This is a genomic window from Yinghuangia sp. YIM S09857 (assembly GCF_051388915.1).
Classification (GTDB): Bacteria; Actinomycetota; Actinomycetes; order Streptomycetales; family Streptomycetaceae; genus Yinghuangia.
Genome location: NZ_JBPKBH010000024.1, coordinates 5,934 through 25,739 on the forward strand (window position 1 = coordinate 5,934; position 19,806 = coordinate 25,739).

The following is a 19,806-nucleotide window of genomic DNA, read 5'->3' on the forward strand; positions in this document are numbered from 1 at the left end:
ATGACCGATGCGCCCGCCACCCCGCCCGCGACCCCGCTCAGCCTGCTGCTCGTGCACGCCCATCCGGACGACGAGGTGATCAACAACGGTGCGAGCATGGCCCGCTATGCCGCGGAAGGCGTGCACGTCACCCTCGTGACCTGCACGCTCGGCGAAGAGGGGGAGATCCTCGTGCCCGAGCTGGCCCACCTCGCCGCGGACCGCGAGGACGGGCTCGGGGCGCACCGCATGACCGAGATGGCCGACTCGATGAAGGCCCTCGGCGTCGACGACCAGCGCTACCTGGGCGGGCCGGGCCGCTACCGCGACTCCGGGATGATGGGCACGCCGCCGAACGAGCGGCCCGACGCGTTCTGGCAGGCCGACGTCGACGAGGCGGCCGGCCACCTGGTGCCCGTCGTGCGCGAGGTCCGGCCGCAGGTGCTGGTGACGTACGACGAGATCGGCGGGTACGGCCACCCCGACCACATCCAGGCGCACCGCGTCGCGATGCGGGCCGCCGAGTTGGCCGCCGATCCGGCATACGGCGGCGGCGAGCCGTGGGCGGTCGACAAGATCTACTGGAACGCGATGCCGCGCTCGGTGCTCAAGGAGAGCTTCGAGCGCATGAAGGCCGAGGGCAGGGAACTGCCGTTCGAGGTGGTCGACATCGACGACCTGCCGTTCGTGGTGGACGACGCGCTGGTCACCACGGCGGTGCCGGCGGACGGCTTCTTCGAGGCCAAGGTGGAGGCGCTGCGCTCGTACCCGACCCAGGTGTCGACGGACGACGCCTTCTTCGCGCTGTCCAACAACGTCGGGCAGTCGATCCTGTCCGTCGAGCACTATCGCCTGGTCAAGGGCGACCGCGGGCCGGTCGGGCCGGGTGGTCTGGAGGACGATCTGTTCGCCGGGCTGCGCGGGTGACCGCCGCGCTCCACGGCGGGCGGGTTACAGTGCATCGGTGATTTCCAAGGTCGGCCGGATCGCGGCGTACGTCCTCCTGTTCGCACTCGGCATCGCGGCGGGTGTGCTCGGGGCGTTCGCCCAGGCGGCCTATGTGCCGGGCGGGCTGATCATCGCCCTGGCCGGCGCGGCGGGCCTGTTCGTGGCCGGCGGCCTGCTGATGGACACCAGAGCGGGGGCGGCCGTCCCGGCCGCCGCCTGGCTCGTCACCGTCTTCTACATCGCGGCGGCGCCGCGGCCCGAGGGCGACTGGGTGTTCACCGGGGGGTTCACGTCCTACCTGTACCTGCTCGGCGGCTCCATCGTCGGTGCGATGGTCGCCATGCAACCGTGGGGCGGCGCAAGCCGTCCGCTACTTCTTTCGGGTGAACGACTGCCCGGAGGCGGCAAGTAAGGCACCCGGCCCCCGCATGCTCGTTGTGCGGGGCCGTGGGGCGAGGCCGCTGAGTCGGACACGTCCAGGCCGCCCGGAGTGCGAACGTAACTTCCGGCGCGCCGCATTCGTTGCTCCGCCTGTAGCGGCCAAGTATTCAAGTTCATTGGCCCCACGTGTGCCGTCAAGGTACGCGGTTCCGTCCCGGTACGGCGCGCCGCATACGATCATCATTCGGTCGGTCGCGGGAGCCGTCAGACGCAACCGGTCGTCGGTGGCCGCCTCTTGGGGCGGTCGAAGATCGCAACGGAGAGTTCGTTCGTCGTGAGCAACGACCATCCCACCACGCCCTCCGGCGTGCCCGGCGAGGAGCCGCACCCCTTCTTCGGGCGACCGTCCGACCGGACCGAGCCACCGCCGCGCTCGGTGCCACCCGAGGGGACGCCCGCTCCGCCGATGCCCTTCCCGACGGCCGACGCGCCGTCGCAGGGGGGCACCTCCGGGTACCCGGACGACCGGCTGCCGCCGCGCGACCCGGCCGCGTTCGACGCGTGGTTCGACGACGAGCCGGTACGCCCGGCCGGGTCGGGACAGGTTCCCGGGCAAGTTCCGGGCCCGGTTCCCGGCCAGGGGGCGGTTCAGGAGCCGGCGCACGGCCAAGGGCTCGGGGCGGGTCAAGGGCCCGTTCCGGGCGGCGGCTTCGCGGACCCGGGGATTCCGGACGCCGCGCGGACGCCGGGGGTGCCCGGAGCGCCCGGGGCACCGTCGTACCCGGAGACGCCGACCTATCCGGCCGCGCCCTCGTACTCGGACACCCCGAGCTTCGGGGACGCGCCCGGCCACCCGGAGGCGCCGTCGTACTCCGGCGGCTACCCCGGGCCGCGCACCGAGTCGCCCGCCTCGGGCAATCCGGGTGTACCCGAATCCTCCGGCGTGTCCGGCGCTCCTGGTATTCCTGGCAGTTCAGGTGCCCCGGGTTTGTCCGGCATGCCCGGAACGCCCGGTGGCGAGGGCTCCGGAGGCGACCGCGGCGCGGGCGGGCTGCCGACCCGGGCCGGACGGCGCAGCCTGATCGGGGCGTTCGGTCCGCCGGCCGACCTGCAAACGCCGACGACTCCCGAGGGCCTGACCGAGGAGCAGTCCGGGGCCGACGCCGGTGACCAGACGATGACCACGCGCGTCAGCATCAAGATCCCCGGCTCGCGCCCGATCCCGCCGGTCGTGCTGCGCGGGCAGGCGCCCGTCGGCCGCCCCGAGGACGGCTACCCGGACTACGACGAGCGCGGCTGGGACGACGTCGACGACCACGAGTTCGGCGTCGACCCCGCGTCCGACCCGCAGACCGCCCCGGGCGCCAACCGGCAGGAGGCCGGACGCCGCGCGCCCGTCCCGCCCGCGGTGGCCGCCAAGCGCCGGAAGCGGCGCCTGGCAATCGTCGCGTCCGCCGCCGTCTTCGCCCTGGTCGGCGGCGTGTACGGCGGGTCCCTCGCGTACGCCGGAGGCGGCGTCCCGCGCGGCACCTCGGTGCTCGGCATCGACATCGGCGGCCAGTCCAAGACCGAGGCCGTGCGCACACTGGAGCAGAACCTCGGCGACCGCGCGTCCGGCCCCTTCGCGGTCAAGCTGGGCGACAAGGAGCTCACCCTCGACCCGCCCAACGCCGGTCTGATCTTCGACACCCGCGGCACCGTCGACCGGGCCGCCGAGCGCACCCTGAACCCCCTCAAGTCGGTCCCCGCGATGTTCGGCAGCAGCCGCGAGGTCAAGCCGCGCACCTTCGAGGACCCGGCCAAACTGGCCGCCGCGCTGGAGGAGATGGCCGCGCAGGCCGGCGAGCAGCAGCGCGAGGGCGGCGTGTCCTTCGCGGGCGGCAAGGCGACGGCGATCCCGCCGCAGGCCGTGCAGGTGCTGGACGTCCAGGCCGCGGTCTCGCTCATCCGGGACGCCTACCTGTCCGGCGAGGGCGGCGAGAAGGGCAACCCGGTCGTCCTGCCGACGAAGCTGTCCACGCCGAAGGTGACGCAGGCGGAAGTGGACCGGGCCATGCGCGAGTTCGCGGTGCCGGCCATGTCGGGCCCGGTGACGCTGACCGCGGGCAAGGCCAAGCTCAACCTCGACCCGGCGACGCTGGCGAAGTACCTCACGATGGAGCCGGACGCCAACGGGCGGCTGAACCCGAAGATCGACACCGCCGGGTTGCAGGACGCGCTGGGCAACACCTTCTCGGCGGTCGGCCAGAAGCCGGTGGACGCGTCGTTCAAGGTCGAGAACGGCAAGGTCGTGGTGGTGCCGTCGAAGCCGGGGCAGGGCGTGTCCGGCGAGACGGCGGCGCAGGCGCTGCTGGGCGTCCTGACGAAGACCAGCGGGCGGACCGCGCCGGTGACGTTCGGGCCGGTCGAGCCGGAGTTCACGACCGCGAAGGCGGAGGCGCTGGGGGTCAAGGAGGTGGTCGCGACATACACCACGAACTACCCGTACGCCGCCTACCGCCTGACCAACATCCACCGCGCCGCGGACCTCATCGACGGCAGTGTGGTCATGCCCAACCAGAAGTGGTCGCTGAACGACACCGTCGGCGAGCGGACCGCGGAGAACGGCTTCGCCAAGGGCACGATCATCAACAACGGCCGCTTCCAGACGGACTTCGGCGGCGGCGTCTCGCAGGTCGCGACGACGATGTTCAACGCCGTCTTCTTCGGCGGTCTCAAGGACATCCAGCACAAGCCGCACAGCTTCTGGATCAACCGCTACCCGGCCGGCCGCGAGGCCACCGTGGCGTGGCCCTCGCTCGACCTGGAGTGGCAGAACGACTCCGGCAAGCCGATCTACATCGACACCTCGTACACCGACTCGACCATCACCGTGACCCTGCTGGGCACCAAGAAGTACGACCAGATCAAGTCGGTCAGCTCCGCCAAGTACGACCTCGTCGCCCCCAAGACCGTGCACGACACCAGCGCGGGCTGCGTCGCCCAGGAGGCCTCGCAGGGCTTCAAGATCGACGTGACCCGCGTCTTCCTCCAGGCCGGCAAGGAAGTCCGCCGCGAACAGTTCCACACCCGCTACGACCCCGCCGACAACATCATCTGCGGCGCGGCCCCGCCTGCGGCGGGTACCCCGTCCCCCGGCGCATCCCCGTCCGCAACCGGCGGAACAAGCGACTGACACCGTTCCCCCCGCCCGCGCAATCTCCGCAGCGGGCGGGGGCATCGGCGCAAGGCCCGTCGCCCCCGAGCCACCGACACGCGCGACGCGCGCAAAGGACAGCCCCACAGCCCGACTCGCCGGAACCGCACCTGGTATGGGACCCGCCCCCGCCAGGCGACCACGCGAGCGCGATTGCGGTGTGGCGAGGCCGGCGAGGCCCGGGCGGGTGGGCCTGAGCGATTGTGTGCCGTTGCGCGTGGTTGATGGTGCGGCGAGGTTGTGCGGATTTTGCGCCGGGGTACCGCTCGTTGGCAGTCGCCGCGCCACCGCTGCCCGCCACCACACTGCCCGCGTCAGCACTGCCCCCGCCACGGCTTTCGGCTGTCAGGCGTGGGTGGGGGTGAGCGGTCCGTGCTGTTGGGCGCGGGTTGGTGACGCGGGGCGAATCGGGCGGTTTTCGATCGGGTGCCGCCTGTCGCGGATCCCGGCGCCACCAGTGCGCGCCAGCATCACTGCCCACCACCCCTGCCCGCGCCACGGCTTTCCGTGGGGGTGAGCGGTCCGTGCTGTTGGGCGCGGGTTGGTGACGCGGGGCGAATCGGGCGGTTTTCGATCGGGTGCCGCCTGTCGCGGATCCCGGCGCCACCAGTGCGCGCCAGCATCACTGCCCACCACCCCTGCCCGCGCCACGGCTTTCCGTGGGGGTGAGCGGTCCGTGCTGTTGGGCGCGGGTTGGTGACGCGGGGCGAATCGGGCGGTTTTCGATCGGGTGCCGCCTGTCGTGGATCCCGGCGCCACCACTGCCCGCCACCACTGCCTGCGCCACGGCTTTCCGTGGGGGTGAGCGGTCCGTGCTGTTGGGCGCGGGTTGGTGACGCGGGGCGAATCGGGCGGTTTTCGATCGGGTGCCGCCTGTCGTGGATCCCGGCGCCACCACTGCCCGCCACCACTGCCTGCGCCACGGCTTTCCGCTGTCAGGCGTGGGTGGGGACGAGCGATCGGTGCTGTTGCCGAGCGCGTGGGGTCGCGGGTCGCGTGTGGGTGGCTCGGGAGTGACGCCAGGCGGGTGCGGCACGGCCCGCGTCCCGCCGCACGCCGCTTCCTCGACCCGCCGTCGGCCCGCTGTCTCAGGGGAGTTGGCCGATTTGTCGGGCCAGGTCCAGGCCCAGGGTGCGGTCCAGGTGGATCAGGGACTCGAAGCGGGTGCCCGGGGACAACGCTTCGTTGGTGTGCAGGGCGTTGGCCAAGGCTACGGCTTGGCGGGTGTCCAGGTCGTTGTCGATCGCGGCGTGGAATTGGGCCACTTCGGGGGCGGCCATCGCCGCGGAGGGGGACTCGGCGAAGCGGGCCACGTCTTTGCGCAGGAGTGCCAGGTGTTCGGCGTCGGGGGTGGGGTCGGAGGGGGACGTGAGCAGTGCCAGGCGTAGGGCCAAGGGGTCGGCGTCGGCCCAGGAATTCGCCTCGGGGGATTCGGGAGCGGGGTCCTGCGGGACGGTGCGCAGGATGCGCGCGGTGACGTCGGAGTCGGTGTGGCCCTCGGGTGTGATGTGCACGTCGACGGGTGCGTCGGGGGCCTCGGGGGTCGGCGGGTGGATGTTGTAGCGCAGTGGGTCGGGGAGTTCGGGGCGGTCGCAGGTGTGTCGGTGGAGGGTGACGACCATGTGGTGGCGTTCGGCGGCGCGCCGGAGCACGTCCGCGGTGAGCGCGGCCCGCAGGGACGCCGGGCAGTAGGCCACCCGCAGCCGCCTCGTGCCGGGTGGGGCGGCGGGCTGCGGGTGGCCGGTCGGGGTGTCGGTCAGGTGCAGCATGAGGGCACCGTACCCGCGCGCTCCCGGCGGGAACGCCTTCGCGCGTCCGAGGATCAACGCCCGTCGGAGCCTCCGGGTTGCGGCCGGACGGCGGTGAACCGCAGGCGGGCGTAGTCCGCGAACCACTGCCCCTCCGCGTCGGCCAGGCGCTCCCGCAGCAGTTCGTCGGTGCGGGCCAGCACCGCCGCGCGTGTCTCGTCCGGGAACGGTGCCAGCACCGACGGGCCGAACATCCGCCACCAGTCCGCAGCCGTGTCGCCCGGACTCAGCGGCGTCGGCCGCGCGAACCAGTGCACCGTGTGGACCTCGAACCCGGCGTTCTCCAGCCGTGTCGCGTACTCGGCCGTGGACGGGAAGTACCACGGCAGTTCGACCGGTACGCCCGGCGCCACCTCCGCCGCGGCGGTCCTCAGCCCGTCGATCAGCGCCGCCACGTTCCCCCGCGCGCCGAACTCCGCGACGAACCGCCCGCCCGGCCGCAGTGCCGCGTACACGCCCGCGACCACCTCGTCGGGACGCGTCATCCAGTGCAGCGCGGCGTTGGAGAACACCGCGTCGAACGGCTCGTCGACCCGCAGTGCGTGGCCGTCCGCGACCGCGAACGTCGGTGCGCCTTCGGCCTGCCCGTGCTTCGCGACCGCGGTACGGATCATCTCTGCATCGCCGTCGACCCCGTGCACCCGCGCGCCGCCCGCGGCGATCTCCGCGGCCAGGTCGCCCGTCCCGCAGCCCAGGTCGAGCACCCGCTCCCCGGCGCGCGGAGCCAGGAGGTCCACCACTCCGCGACCGTATGCCGAGACGTAGGCGAAGTTGTTGTCATACTGCATCGCGTTCCAGGTCATGCCTTGCAGCATAAGGGTCGTGTTCAAGAATTGAGACTCATTTCTTGAATAGTGAGACGGCTTGCGGCAGTGTGACGAAGAACCGGGACGGGTGTGCGCGCCGTAACCCTCGGTGCGGCGAATCGACCGAGTAGAGTCCATGCGCCACCGGCGGCGGCTCGCCGAGCGTCGGTTCGCCGGGCCGGGGCTCCGGGACCAACCCCTCGGATTTGTGCCGCACTTCGGAGGCAGGGCCATGGGGCTGCGCCGCGCGAATGCGCCGGGAAGACGCCCGGCTGCGACCTCGCGTGCGCTCGCGCCCCTGCGCGGGCGGGTGCGCTGGGCCGTCACCGCTGTTGTCCTCGCCGCGCTGCCCGCCGTATTCGTCGTGGCGCTCGGCGGCGACCGCACGACCACCGACCTCACCGCCGAATACGTGCGAACCGGCAGCTGGGAATCCGGTTTCAGCGCGCAGTACGTCGTACGCAACACAGGCGACGAGACCACCCACGGCTGGACGCTGCGCTTCCGCCTCGCCCCCGGCAGCGAGGTCGCGACACTCTGGAACGGCGTCATGGACCAGGACGGCGCGCGCTACACCGTGCGCGCCCGCGAGTGGAACCACGACCTGAGACCCGGCGAGACCGCCGTCGTCGGATTCGAGGTCCGGCACGTCGGCGCCCCCGCGCCCCCCGGCCAACAGCCCGTCGAGTGCAGCATCAACGGCCGTTCCTGCCTCGGCACCGGCGCCCGCGGGGTGTCCGCCGAGGACGGCGGCGACGAACTCGGCACCCTGCCACGGGCCGAGGCGACCACCGGGCCCGGCGACCCCTCCCCCCGCGCCACGACCACGCCGACCCCGTCCCCGCCGCGGACCGGCGCGGCCCCGGGTGCGCCGCCGTCAAACGACCCCACCACCACCGCCACCGCGCCTCCCGCGCCCGGCGGTGTGCAGGGCGGCGGGACGCAGCCGCGCACGCCCGTCCGCCCGTACATCGACCTGGCCGCCCCCGGCCCGCTCGACCTCGACTCGGCCGTCAGCACCACCGGAGTCGCCGACTGGACGCTCGCCTCCGTCGTGGACGGGGGCGGCTGCGAGCCCAGTTGGGGCGGCGGCGCCCGCCTCGACGACCCGGCGATACTCCAGCGCTTCGGCCAACTGCGCACGCTCGGCGGGGTCCTCGCCGTGTCGTTCGGTGGTGCGGCCGGTTCGGACCTCGCCACGACCTGCGAGTCCCCGGAGGCCCTGGCCGCGGCATACCGCAAGGTCGTCGACCTCTACGGCGTCGAGCGCATCGATCTCGACGTCGCAGGACGCTCGCTGGGACGGCCGGACATCGTCGAGCGCCGCAACGAGGCACTCAAGCTGCTGCGCAGGCAACTCGACGCGGCCGGCAACACGCTCGAACTCACGTACACACTTCCCGCACTGCCCAACGGCCTGGGCGCAGAAGCGGTCGCGCTGCTGGCCGACGCCGCCAAGCGCAACCTGCGCGTCGACGCGGTGAACGTCCGGGCGATGGACTACGGGCAGGCCAACGTCAAGGACCCCGCGGGCCAGATGGGCCGGTACGCCACCCTCACCGCGCGCTCCGTGCACGGGCAACTGCGCGGTGTCTGGCCGTCCCTGACGCAAGATCAGGCATGGCGCCTGATCTCCGTGACGGTGATGATCGGCGTCGACGACGTGCCCGGCGAGGTCTTCACGCTGGACGACGCACGCATGCTCGCGGACTTCGCCGCACAGCAGCACCTCGGCCGCCTGTCGTGGTGGACCGCGGGCCGCGACCGGGCGTGCCCGGGCAACGCGGCGACGGCGGCCGACCCGGTGTGCAGCGGTGTCGCGCAGGTGCCGTACGAGTTCCTGCGCGCCTTCCTGGGCTGACGCCGCCGACGGCTCGGGGGTGGTCCGTCCGGGACGGTACGCGGATCAGTTGAGCCGGGAACGGGCCTCGCGCGCCTCGCGCCGTACGGCCTCCGACAGTTCGCGGTCGATCGCCCCCACGAGGTTGGCGAAGTCCTCCAACTCCGCGGCACCGCCCAGGAAATCGCCGGTCTGCACGAGCAGCGAACCGTGCTCGCGACGCAGCGCGGCCGGGTGTCTCGGCAGCAGCAGCGACAACTCGACGGCCCACAGCCGCGTCCAGGCGCGTTCCGGGGCCTGGGCCGGATTCTGCGCCCACGCGCGGATGTTGTTGAGGATGCGCAGCAGCACCGCGACGGGTTGCGCGGGCGTCAGCAGGTGCGGGTCGTTCGGCGAACCGCCCGAACTCGCGGCGATGCGGCGCGCGTCGTCCACGGTCAGCAGGCGGCCGCCGTGGAACGGGTCGGCGAGGACGAGGTCGCCGTCGGGATCGCCCACACCGACGACGAAGTGGCCCGGCAGCGCGACCCCGTGCACCGGCAGCCCGGCGCGGCGCCCCACTTCGATCCACACCAGTGACAGCAGGATCGGCAGGCCGCGGCGGCGGCGCAGCACCTCGTGCAGCAGGGACGAGCGCAGGTCGGCGTAGTCCGCCTGGGCGCCGCCGAAGCCCGCGCGGGCGCCGAGGACGAGGGCGAGGACGGCGGCGGCCTGAGCGGGCTCGGTGTCGTCCGCGGGGGCCGCGAGCTTCGCCGCGACCGCGTGTGCGAGGCGGTCGAGTTCGGCGAGGCCCGCGGCCGGGTCGAGGGACGGGTCGGCCTCGGCGCCCATGAGCAGGCAGGCCTCGGCCAGGTCGACGGGATCGGCGCGTACCACCTCGGCGAATCGCGCCCGTCGGGCGAGCGCCTCATTCGGGTCCTTCACCCTCACGGCTCCCTGCGGTAGTGGTAGCGGTGGTGGTCGGTGAAACCCAGGTCCCGGTACAGGCGCACCGCGGCCTCGTTGTCGGCCTCCACGCCGAGCAGCGCGGTCGTCGCCCCCGCCCGCAGCGCGTGGTCGGTGAGCGCGGCCATCACGGCACGGGCCAGTCCGCGCCGACGGTACGCCGGGTCCGTCTCGATCGCGGTGAAACTCGCCAGGCGCAGCCCGGCGCCGCGGGGTCCGGACGTCCCGCCGAGGTCGATGCTGACCCGTCCGATGGCGATCGGGACCTTGGTGGGGGAGGCGGTTCCCGGGGCGGGCGCGTCGAGTGCGGACGCGTACACGGCCGCGAACGCGTGCCGCACTGTCGTTCCAGAGGATCCCGAGCCTCCGGACCCGCCCGAACTGCCCAAGCCTCCTGAACTGCCCGAGCCTCCCGAGTCGCCCGAGCCTCCGGACCCTCCCGAGCCTCCGGACCCTCCCGAACTGCCCAAGCCTCCCGAGTCGCCCGAGCCTCCGGACCCGCCCGAGTCGCCTGAGCCTAGGGAGCCTCCCGAGCCTCCAGACCCTCGCGAGTCACCTGACACCACGTCAGTTCCGGAAGGCGCGCCCGCCGACCCGCTCACCACGGCCCAGGCCGCCTCCGCCGCCGGCCCCGACGCCGCGGCCCGGTTGTACCGGGCCATCCACGCGCCATCCGGCGCGTCCGCGATCTCCACGGCGATCCCCGCCGCGCCCTGCCCGGAGGCGGAGCCGGAGCCGACCCCGCCCACCGGCACCGTCCGATCCCGCACCCCCGCCAGCCGCGCCGTCTGCACGATCGTCGGGGCCTCCGCAACCCAGCCGTCCCCGGCCAGCAGCAGGTCCGCCGCGGAGCCGACCACGGTCTGGAAGTACACCGGCAGGCCGCGCTCGGCGTACCAGGCCCGCACCTCCGCCACCGCGTCGGCGGCGGGTATGCCCGGGTCGCCCAGCGCCAGCACCGAGTTCGCCCGGCGTGTGAAGCCGGACGCGGCGCGCAGCCGCCAGCCCCCGAGGTCCGCGTACTCGACCGCGGGCCACGCGCGGTCGTTCGCCGCGGCCAGCACATCCGGAGGCAGCGCGGACGGCCCGCGCACCGGAACCGGCGGCACGACCTTCGCCGCGGTCACCGCGCGCTCCGCCACCCGGGCGATGCTGCCGTCCTTGCGGGTGATGGTCAGAACGCCTCCCTCCCACGCGGTCAAGTCGCCCACGACGTCGCCGAACTCGCCCGGCGCCCCTTCCGGGTCGAGTCTGCGGCGAACCGACACACGACGGCCCACGTCTTCGGGTGTGATCCGGTTCACCTGTCCAGCACTCCGATCCTTGCTGACCTGAGACTGTGATCTCTGCTGATATGGGCCCGCTAGGAGATAGCCCGGGACCACCGCGATACTAGAGGCGGGCATCGACGTTGCCGCGCTCCCGCGCACCCGTAACGACCTAAGGCGTAGCCCGCCATGAGGAGGAATCCCACGTGACGTACGTCATCGCGCAGCCCTGCGTCGACGTGAAGGACAAGGCTTGCATCGAGGAGTGCCCCGTCGACTGCATCTACGAAGGTCAGCGCGCGCTCTACATCCACCCGGACGAGTGCGTGGACTGCGGTGCCTGCGAGCCCGTCTGCCCCGTCGAGGCGATCTTCTACGAGGACGACGTCCCGGAGCAGTGGAAGGACTACTACAAGGCGAACGTCGAGTTCTTCGACGACCTCGGCTCGCCCGGTGGTGCGTCCAAGATGGGCCTGATCGAGAAGGACCACGAAGTGATCTCCGTCCTGCCGCCTCAGGGCGAGGGCGACTGAGCCTCGTGACCGAGACGCACAACCGCACCGCGCCGCCCGCCCCCGCCGAGGGGTGGGCGGCGCGGCGTGTCTCCGGCCGCCTCCCCGAGTTCCCGTGGGACCGGCTCGAATCGTTCAAGTCCGCCGCCGCCGCGCATCCGGACGGCATCGTCGACCTGTCGGTCGGCACCCCGGTGGACCCGACGCCGGGCCTGGTGCGCGACGCCCTGGCCGCCGCGTCGGACTCGCCCGGTTATCCGCTGACGTACGGCACCGCCGCGCTCCGCGAGGCGGTCGCCGGGTGGATGCGCCGCACGCTCGGCGTGACCGGCGCCGACCCCGCCGCGGTGCTGCCGGTCATCGGCACGAAGGAACTGGTCGCCTCGCTGCCCGCGCAGTTGGGGCTCGGGCCGGGCGACAAGGTGGTGCACCCGGCCCTCGCGTACCCGACGTACGACGTGGGCGCGCGCCTCGCCGGCGCCGAGCCGGTGCCCGCCGCCGACGGCGAGTTCCCGGACCCCGACGGCGTGCGCCTGGTCTGGATCAACTCGCCGGCCAACCCGCACGGCGCCGTGCGCACCGCGGCCGAGCTGCGCGAGGTGGTCGCCTGGGCGCGCTCGATCGGCGCGCTGCTGGTCTCCGACGAGTGCTACATCGAACTGGGCTGGGACGCCGAGCCGGTCTCGGTCCTGCACCCGGACGTCTGCGGCGGCTCGCACGACGGCCTGCTCGCGATCCACTCGCTGTCGAAGCGCTCGAACCTGGCCGGGTACCGCGCCGGGTTCGTCACCGGCGACCCCGCGGTCGTGCGCGAACTCCTCGCGGTGCGCAAGCACTCGGGGCTGATCATGGCGGGCCCCGTGCAGGAGGCCATGCGCGTGGCGTTCGACGACGACGCGCACGTGGCCGAGCAGAAGGCACGGTACGCCGCGCGGCGCGCGCAACTGCGCGACGCCTTCGAGTCCGCCGGGTTCCGCATCGACCACTCCGAGGCGAGCCTGTACCTCTGGGCGACGCGCGACGAGCCGTGTTGGGACACCGTCGGATGGCTGGCCGAGCGCGGAGTCCTCGTGGCGCCCGGGGACTTCTACGGGGCGGCGGGCGGCCGGCACGTGCGGATCGCGTTCACCGCGACCGACGAGCGCGTGCGGGCGGCCGCGGAACGGCTCAAGAACACCTGACGCGGTCGGTGGCGCGCGTACGGAAGACCCAAAACGCGCGCAACACAGAAACCGCAGAACCCGCGCAACCGACACGAGCGCGCGACAAGCAGGACAGGTGTGCGGGGCGGGGCTCGGTACCGCCCCGCACACCCGGGGTTCCGCGGACGGGGCCGGACGCCGGACGCCCGGCCCCGCGATCCGCCGCTGATCCGTCTCGGTCGGTTCAGACCGGCTGCCTGATCAGAGGTGGTACGGAACCTCGCGCAGCGGCGTGCTCACGCCGTCCATCGTCTCCGCGGAGTTCGTGGTGAGGTGGCGCTGCGTGCCGTACATCAGCGCCGCGTCGGCCGCGGGAAGGCCCGCGTTGATCGACTTGTCGGCGGCGTAGCCGGCCACCGGGAGGGACGGGCCGACGCCCATCATCGCCGGGCCGAGGACCGAGTCCTCGAGCTGCTGCCCGACCTCGTCGGTGGCACCCGCCGGGATCGCCTTGACGGCGGCCGGGACCGGCGCGTCGGTGTCGACGACCTTGGAGACGTCCGGGTTGACCCGGTCGGCGAGGCCCTGGACCTTGCCGACCGCGGGCTGCGTGATCATGCCGACCTCGGGCCGGGCCATGTCGGAGACGTCCGGACGCGCGATGGAGACGTCCGGCTGGGTCAGCGAGCCGAGGTTCTGCCCGCTGAGCGCCGACACGTCGCCCTGGGGCAGGCCCTCGGTCAGGCTCGTCTGCGGCAGTGCGTCGGTGAGGCCGGTCTGCGGAAGCGCCTCGACCAGGCCGGACGCGGGCAGGCGCTCGGTGAGGCCGGTCTGCGGAAGCACGGACTCGGCAAGCGGGGACTCGGTCAGGCCGTCAAGACCCTGGGAACCGACCACGGGCAGGTTCGCCGCGTCGGGAGTGAGCCCTTCGGGACCGCCCAGCGCGGCGAGCGGAACGCCCGCCACATCGGGCTGGGAGACCCCGGAGAGCCCGCCCAGGGGCAGGGCGGCGGCGTGGGCGGTGGACGCGCCCACGACGGGTGCGGCACCCGCGGCGACCAGCAGCGCGGCCTGGGCCACACGGCGCGGGAGAGTGCTCGACATCGCGCTCCTCAATCTTTCGGCAGGCGAGATTGCGGCGTCCGGACCGGGCGGGCCGGACGCCGGGTATATCTGCCGGAGTGCGCGATTGGTTCCGGGGACTGCTCCATTCGGGTGGTTGAAATTTTGCGGCGCGAGGGTGGCGCGGCCCCGGAAACGGGTAGCGGAACGGGCCGCGCCGGGCCGCCCGAAGACGGCCTGACCAGCGGGATCGGCGCACGCCACACCGCCAGGTCACCGATCGGACCCGCCCCGCAACGCGTTTCGTACGCTCGGCGTCCGCGCCACGGTTCGCGCCACCCCTCCCGCGCGGTCCCCAAGCACCTGACCAGACGCCTGCTCCGAGGCCGGCCTCTACTTCGACGCCGGCCTCAGTCCGCGTAGCGGATCCGCACCACGTTCGGATCCGCGGGCGGCGGCCCGCCGTCCGCGGTGCCCTCGGCCTGGCCTACGCGCCAGCCCTTGCCGCTGTCGTCCCGCGTCCACACCTTGCCGTCGAACGCGATCTCCCGGACGTTCAGCTCCGCCGCGTGCGCGACCGTCCACGACGCGATCGCCCAGCCGCGTCCGGGGTCGTCGCCCGGCCGCACCGACAGCGTGCCGGGGGTGTCCTCGGTGATCGACTGCGCGGGCAGCACCGGCGCGAACTCCTCGACCAGCCCGCTGCGGATCGGCGCCGCGGTCGCCGCCGCCGGCTCGCCCTTGATGCGGCAGCTCAGCGCGCCCGGGGCGCGGCCGGTCAGCGCGGCGGCGAGCACCGCGGCCTCCGGCTCGTGCTTCGCGTACGCGTCGGGGAACGCGCTGCGCTGCACCTCCTGCGCGGCCTCGGTGAGCGGCATCGTCTCGTAGCCGCGGATCTTGACCAGGCCCTCGTAGAACTTCCCGGCCGCGTAGACCGGGTCCTGGACCTGCTCGGGCGTCCCCCAGCCCTGGGACGGGCGCTGCTGGAACAGGCCCAGCGAATCGGCGTCGCCGTAGTCGATGTTGAACAGCTTCGACTCCTGCATCGACGTCGCCAACGCGATCGTCACCGCCCGCTCGGGCAGGCCGCGGGCCTGCGCGACGGCGGCTATCGTCGCGGCGTTCGCCGCCTGCGCGGGATCGAAGTCCGCGGTGCCGTCCGACGCGGTCACCGTGCACTCGTCGTGCTCCGGGCCGCCGTCCGGCAGCATCTTGACCACGACGACGGCGACCCCGGCGAACAAGCCGAGGACGACGAGCAGGGCGATCGCCCAGCCGACTATGCCCGACTGCTCCGGGCGCTCCGAACTGCGTTTTCTCTGGCCCACAGCCAGAAGACTATGGTGGCCGGTATGCCTGCTGCTCTGGACCTGACCCGCGATGCCGCCGAAGTGACCGCGCAACTCGTCGACATCCCGTCGGTGAGCGGCGCCGAGAAGGTGCTCGCGGACGTCGTGGAGCAGGTGCTGCGCGGGCTGCCGCACCTCACCGTCGACCGCGACGGCGACGCGGTCGTCGCCCGTACGAACCTCGGCCGCGCCGAACGGGTCGTGATCGCGGGGCACCTGGACACCGTGCCGATCGCCGACAACCTGCCGTCGCGCGTCGAGGGCCCGCTGCTGTACGGGTGCGGGACCTCCGACATGAAGGCGGGCTGCGCGGTGCAGCTGCGCCTGGCGGCGCACCTCCCGGAGCCGAACCGCGACATCACGTACGTCTTCTACGACAACGAGGAGGTCGAGGCCGCCCGCAACGGCCTCGGCCGCCTGGCCCGCACCCACCCGGAGTGGCTGGCGGGCGACTTCGCGGTGCTCATGGAGCCGACGGACGGCGTGGTCGAGGGCGGCTGCCAGGGCACGATGCGCATCCGCGTCACGACCGAGGGCCGTCGCGCGCACTCCGCGCGCTCGTGGCTCGGCGACAACGCGATCCACAAGGCCGCGCCGATCCTCGCCGCGCTGGAGGCGTACGAGCCACGAGTCGCGGTGATCGACGGCCTGGAGTACCGCGAGGGCCTGAACGCCGTCGGCATCGAGGGCGGCGTCGCGGGCAACGTCATCCCGGACGCCTGCTCGGTCCTGATCAACTTCCGCTTCGCACCGGACCGCTCGGAGGACCAGGCCGAGGCCCACCTGCGCGAGATCTTCGCCCCCGCCGTCGCACGCGGCGCCACGATCGAACTCACCGACTCCGCCCCCGGCGCCCTCCCCGGCCTCGACCGCCCCTCCGCCGCCGCCTTCGTCACCGCGGTCGGCGGCACCCCCCGGGCCAAGGTCGCCTGGACCGACGTGGCCCGCTTCTCCGCCCTGGGCGTCCCAGCCGTCAACTACGGCCCCGGCGACCCCGCCCTGGCCCACACCCGGGACGAGTACGTCAAGCTCGCCGCCGTCACCGAAGCCGAACACCGCATGCGCACCTGGCTGACCACGTGACCGCCTGAGACCCGACCACCGCAAGACATCGCCCCGCGCAACGCCCACGCGCGCGGCCACGCGACGCGATCTTCGGCGACGACCGGCCCGACCGCATCCAACGCCCACGCGCGCTGCCGCGCGACGTGCTTCCGCCCTGCCAACCCCTCAACCCCCACCCGACGCGCGGCGGCGCGATGATGTGCTGCGGCCGAGCGACCGGGCGGCCGGGCGGCTGGGCGGCTGAGCGGCTGCGGGCACGACGCCCCTCGCGCGCTGCCGCGCGACGTGCTTCCGCCCTGCCAACCCCTCAACCCCCACCCGACGCGCGGCGGCGCGATGATGTGCTGCGGCCGGGCGGCCGGGCGGCCGGGCGGCTGGGCGGCTGAGCGGCTGCGGGCACGACGCCCCTCGCGCGCTGCCGCGCGACGTGCTTCCGCCCTGCCAACCCCTCAACCCCCACCCGACGCGCGGCGGCGCGGTGATGTGCTGCGGCCGGGCGGCCGGGCGGCCGGGCGGCTGGGCGGCTGAGCGGCTGCGGGCACGACGCCCCTCGCGCGCTGCCGCGCGACCTGCTTCCGCCCCGCCAACCCGTCACCCCCCACCCGACGCGCGGCGGCGTGATGTCGTGCTGCGGCTGGGCGGCTGCGGGCACAACGTCCCACACGCGGCCGCGCGACGGGATTCGGCCCGGCGCTGAGCGGCGGCGCACAACGCCCCACGCGCGCGGCCGCGCGACCTGCTTCCGCCCTGCCAACCCCTCAACCCCCACCCGGCGTGTGCAGTGGCTGAGCGGTCCCGCAGGCCCGCCACCTCGCAGTCCTCGCCACCTGCCGACTCCACCGTCCCACCCGCTCCACGCGTCCGCTCTCACCGTCCGCCTCGCCGTGCTGCTGCGTCGCGCGTCGGCCCGGGCCAGACCGCTTCACCCCCGTCCACGTGACCCGCGCGGGGACGTTCGGCGTCGGGTGGATGATGTGATCGTGCCGGTTGGGTAAATCCGTACATCTGATCGTTGCGCGTGCCAGTGTGGACGGCATGGATACGCGCTTCACTCCCGCAGAACCGCCCGAGTTCGCCACTCCCGCCGAGGTGGCCGCGTCGCACCCCGCGGCGGTGCGGCATCTGGGGGCGGAGGCGTGGCGCGTGCTGCGGATTCAGTCCGAGTTCGTGGAGGGGTTCGGCGCGCTGGCCGAACTCGGCAAGGCGGTCGCGGTGTTCGGCTCGGCCCGGACGCCTCCGGCCAGTCCCGAGTACGCGTTGGGCGAGCAGGTCGGCAAGGCGCTCGTCGAGGCCGGCTACGCGGTGATCACCGGTGGCGGCCCCGGGGCCATGGAGGCCGCGAACAAGGGCGCTCAGGAAGCCGGCGGCACGTCCGTCGGCCTCGGCATCGAGCTGCCGTTCGAGCAGGGGCTCAACCCCTACTGCGACATCGAGCTCATCTTCCGCTACTTCTTCGTCCGCAAGACGATGTTCGTGAAGTACGCGCAGGGCTTCGTCGTCCTGCCGGGCGGCATCGGCACGCTCGACGAGCTGTTCGAGGCCCTCACCCTCGTCCAGACCCGCAAGGTGACGCACTTCCCGCTGGTCCTCATCGGCCGCGGCTACTGGTCCGGCCTGCTCGACTGGCTGCGCGACAGCGTCGTGGCCGGCGGCAAGGCATCGCCGAAGGACCTCGACCTCATCCACGTCACCGACGACATCGAGGAGGCGGTCCGCATCATCGTCGACGCCGACGTGCTCCTCGACGAGGCCGAGGCCGCCGCCCGCCGCGACAAGGAGGAGGCCGAGCGGCGCGCCGGGCGCTGATCCGCACCCTGTGCCGACAGCCCCTGACCACCCGTCACAACCCCTGCCAGAGGCGGACGAACGGACTTCTGTGCGGCATCCGTCCGACCGTCCGCGTTCACCCGGCGGACACCGCCGCGCGGGACCGTGTGTCCGCCCGGTGCGATCGGCCGGTGCCGGAGGTGCGTGTGGTCCTCACGCGCATCCGTCCCCTCTGAGCAGGAGAACCGATGTCGCTGTCCCGTAGAGGCTTCCTGGGCCGCTCCGCCGTGGCCGGAGCCGGTATCGCATTCGTCGGCAGCACCGAGATGCTGCTCGCCCCCGGCGCGTCCGCCGCGCCGGCGCACGGGGGAGGCGACCGGCACGGCGGCCCCGGGCGACCGGAGTTCGGGTACGGGCCGCTCATCGCCGACCCCGCCGGCAAGCTCGCCCTCCCGGCCGGCTTCTCGTACCAGATCGTCACCCACGCCGGTGTCACCAAGCTGGAGTCCGGCCAGTACACGCCGAGCAACCACGACGGCACCGCCGCCTACCACCGGCACGGCGGCGGCACCGTGCTCGTGGTCAACCACGAGCTCGGCGCCATGGCGGGCACCGAGCTGCCGGTGCCCGCGCTGCCGCGCTACACGTACGACCCGGCCCTCGCCGGCGGCTGCACCGTCGTCGAGACGGACCGCCACGGCCGCCGCACCCGCGAGTACGTCGGCGTGGCCGGCACCGCGGTCAACTGCGCCGGCGGCAAGACCCCGTGGGACACCTGGCTCACCTGCGAGGAGACCGAGCTGCTGGCGGGCCAGGGCGGCGCGACCAAGGACCACGGGTACGTGTTCGAGGTCGACCCGTACGACACCCGCGCCAACCGCGACCCCAAGCCGATCAAGGCGCTCGGCCGCTTCGCCCACGAGGCCGCCGCCGTCGACCCGTGGCGCGGCCACATCTACCTGACCGAGGACGCGAGCGGCCCGAACGGCCTCCTGTACCGCTGGGAGCCGCCGAGGCATTTCCGCGGCGGCCGCGGACGGCTCAAGGGCCTGTCCGACACCGCCGGAACGCTCGCCGCGATGAAGGCGTTCGACGCCGCGGGCAACTTCGTCGACGACCTCTCGCGCGGCGTCGAGATCGGCACCAGCTACGAGGTCAAGTGGATCCCGGTGCCGGACCGCGACGCGCGGACCACGCCGATCCGCAAGCAGTTCACCAACTCCGACGTGACGCGCGGCCGCAAGCTCGAAGGCGCGTGGTGGGGCGACGGCGGCGCGTACATCGTCACCAGCTTCGCGCGCGCCGAGAGCCCGGGCGTCGCGCACGACGGCCAGGTGTGGTTCTACGACCCGAACCGCCGCCGCCTGACCCTCAAGCTGCGCTTCGGCGTCAACCCGAACCCGTCCGTCGACGGTCCGTTCGACGGCCCGGACAACATCAGCGTGTCGCCGTACGGCGGCGTCATCCTGGCCGAGGACGGCAACGGCGTGCAGCACCTGGTCGGCGCGACGAGCGGCAACCGCTCGTACCCGATCGCCCGCAACGACCTGAACCTCGGCTCGCCCGAGGACCCGGAGTTCAGCGAGTTCGCCGGCCCGACGTACTCGCTCGACGGCAAGATCCTGTTCGCGAACGTGCAGACCCCGGGCATCATGTACGCGATCAAGGGCCCCTGGCGGCCCCACCGCGACATCTGAGCAGACCGGCCGTGGGGGGGGGGGGGGGGGGGGGGGGGGGG

General features: G+C 73.3%; 15 protein-coding genes. 9 read left to right on the top strand and 6 right to left on the bottom strand.

The annotated features are described in order from the left end of the window. The 3 genes from mshB to ACRX5S_RS34760 form a co-directional block, all read left to right on the top strand. Window positions 1-906: N-acetyl-1-D-myo-inositol-2-amino-2-deoxy-alpha-D-glucopyranoside deacetylase (mshB, locus tag ACRX5S_RS34750; protein WP_436777200.1), on the top strand; the 906-nt coding region annotated here is incomplete at its 5' end. A 37-nt stretch (window positions 907-943) separates the two neighbouring features. Next, the gene (locus ACRX5S_RS34755) at window positions 944-1,339 is read left to right on the top strand and encodes a DUF6113 family protein (RefSeq protein ID WP_436777201.1); all 396 of its coding nucleotides are present in this window, start codon (window positions 944-946) and stop codon (window positions 1,337-1,339) included. A 303-nt stretch (window positions 1,340-1,642) separates the two neighbouring features. Beyond that, window positions 1,643-4,483 (top strand): VanW family protein, encoded by a 2,841-nt coding sequence (locus tag ACRX5S_RS34760; protein WP_436777202.1) that lies wholly within the window; start codon window positions 1,643-1,645, stop codon window positions 4,481-4,483. Window positions 4,484-5,592: 1,109 nt separating this feature from the next. On the opposite strand, the gene ACRX5S_RS34765 is transcribed toward ACRX5S_RS34760, so the two are convergent. Both ACRX5S_RS34765 and ACRX5S_RS34770 read right to left on the bottom strand, forming a co-directional pair. Next, window positions 5,593-6,273 carry a hypothetical protein gene (locus ACRX5S_RS34765; protein WP_436777203.1) on the bottom strand — a complete coding sequence of 227 codons (681 nt, stop codon included), beginning with the start codon at window positions 6,271-6,273 and terminating at the stop codon, window positions 5,593-5,595. A 53-nt stretch (window positions 6,274-6,326) separates the two neighbouring features. Next, window positions 6,327-7,142 (bottom strand): class I SAM-dependent methyltransferase, encoded by an 816-nt coding sequence (locus ACRX5S_RS34770; RefSeq protein WP_436777204.1) that lies wholly within the window; start codon window positions 7,140-7,142, stop codon window positions 6,327-6,329. A gap of 208 nt (window positions 7,143-7,350) precedes the next feature. Here ACRX5S_RS34770 and ACRX5S_RS34775 point away from each other — a divergent pair, with 208 nt between their 5' ends. Continuing rightward, window positions 7,351-8,979, top strand: coding sequence for a cellulose binding domain-containing protein (locus tag ACRX5S_RS34775; protein WP_436777205.1), 1,629 nt, complete (start codon window positions 7,351-7,353; stop codon window positions 8,977-8,979). A 45-nt stretch (window positions 8,980-9,024) separates the two neighbouring features. Here the strand turns inward: ACRX5S_RS34775 and ACRX5S_RS34780 are convergent, their stop codons facing one another. Further along, complete coding sequence (locus tag ACRX5S_RS34780; RefSeq protein WP_436777206.1) at window positions 9,025-9,882, bottom strand: transglutaminase family protein; 858 nt, start codon at window positions 9,880-9,882, stop codon at window positions 9,025-9,027. A 2-nt stretch (window positions 9,883-9,884) separates the two neighbouring features. Continuing rightward, window positions 9,885-11,183, bottom strand: a complete 1,299-nt coding sequence (locus ACRX5S_RS34785) for a GNAT family N-acetyltransferase (RefSeq protein ID WP_436777207.1) — start codon at window positions 11,181-11,183, stop codon at window positions 9,885-9,887. Window positions 11,184-11,377: 194 nt separating this feature from the next. Here ACRX5S_RS34785 and fdxA point away from each other — a divergent pair, with 194 nt between their 5' ends. Together fdxA and dapC are read left to right on the top strand one after the other, a co-directional pair. After that, complete coding sequence (gene fdxA / locus ACRX5S_RS34790; protein WP_436777208.1) at window positions 11,378-11,704, top strand: ferredoxin; 327 nt, start codon at window positions 11,378-11,380, stop codon at window positions 11,702-11,704. 5 nt (window positions 11,705-11,709) lie between these two features. Then, window positions 11,710-12,864 carry a succinyldiaminopimelate transaminase gene (gene dapC, locus ACRX5S_RS34795; RefSeq protein ID WP_436777209.1) on the top strand — a complete coding sequence of 385 codons (1,155 nt, stop codon included), beginning with the start codon at window positions 11,710-11,712 and terminating at the stop codon, window positions 12,862-12,864. Between the two features lie 222 nt (window positions 12,865-13,086). Here dapC and ACRX5S_RS34800 read toward each other — a convergent pair whose 3' ends face one another. Then, window positions 13,087-13,929, bottom strand: coding sequence for a hypothetical protein (locus ACRX5S_RS34800; protein WP_436777210.1), 843 nt, complete (start codon window positions 13,927-13,929; stop codon window positions 13,087-13,089). Between the two features lie 368 nt (window positions 13,930-14,297). Next, a complete protein-coding gene (locus ACRX5S_RS34805) occupies window positions 14,298-15,215 on the bottom strand; it encodes a heavy metal transporter (protein WP_436777211.1) in 918 nt (305 codons plus the stop codon). 24 nt (window positions 15,216-15,239) lie between these two features. On the opposite strand from ACRX5S_RS34805, the gene dapE reads away from it, so the two are divergent. The 3 genes from dapE (at window position 15,240) to ACRX5S_RS34820 (ending at window position 19,765) form a co-directional block, all read left to right on the top strand. Continuing rightward, window positions 15,240-16,319 carry a succinyl-diaminopimelate desuccinylase gene (gene dapE, locus ACRX5S_RS34810; protein ID WP_436777212.1) on the top strand — a complete coding sequence of 360 codons (1,080 nt, stop codon included), beginning with the start codon at window positions 15,240-15,242 and terminating at the stop codon, window positions 16,317-16,319. A 1,017-nt stretch (window positions 16,320-17,336) separates the two neighbouring features. Next, window positions 17,337-18,107, top strand: coding sequence for a TIGR00730 family Rossman fold protein (locus ACRX5S_RS34815; protein WP_436777213.1), 771 nt, complete (start codon window positions 17,337-17,339; stop codon window positions 18,105-18,107). Window positions 18,108-18,316: 209 nt separating this feature from the next. Continuing rightward, the gene (locus tag ACRX5S_RS34820) at window positions 18,317-19,765 is read left to right on the top strand and encodes an alkaline phosphatase PhoX (protein WP_436777214.1); all 1,449 of its coding nucleotides are present in this window, start codon (window positions 18,317-18,319) and stop codon (window positions 19,763-19,765) included. The last annotated feature ends 41 nt before the right edge of the window (window positions 19,766-19,806 follow it).

What these genes read in the sequence shown, in the direction of transcription:
- dapE (WP_436777212.1), top strand. Translation starts at nt 15,240, where the DNA reads ATGCCTGCTGCTCTGGACCTGACCCGCGATGCCGCCGAAGTGACCGCG.
- ACRX5S_RS34820 (WP_436777214.1), top strand. Translation starts at nt 18,317, where the DNA reads ATGTCGCTGTCCCGTAGAGGCTTCCTGGGCCGCTCCGCCGTGGCCGGA.
- ACRX5S_RS34800 (WP_436777210.1), bottom strand. Translation starts at nt 13,929, where the DNA reads ATGTCGAGCACTCTCCCGCGCCGTGTGGCCCAGGCCGCGCTGCTGGTC.
- ACRX5S_RS34775 (WP_436777205.1), top strand. Translation starts at nt 7,351, where the DNA reads ATGGGGCTGCGCCGCGCGAATGCGCCGGGAAGACGCCCGGCTGCGACC.
- ACRX5S_RS34815 (WP_436777213.1), top strand. Translation starts at nt 17,337, where the DNA reads ATGGATACGCGCTTCACTCCCGCAGAACCGCCCGAGTTCGCCACTCCC.
- ACRX5S_RS34765 (WP_436777203.1), bottom strand. Translation starts at nt 6,273, where the DNA reads ATGCTGCACCTGACCGACACCCCGACCGGCCACCCGCAGCCCGCCGCC.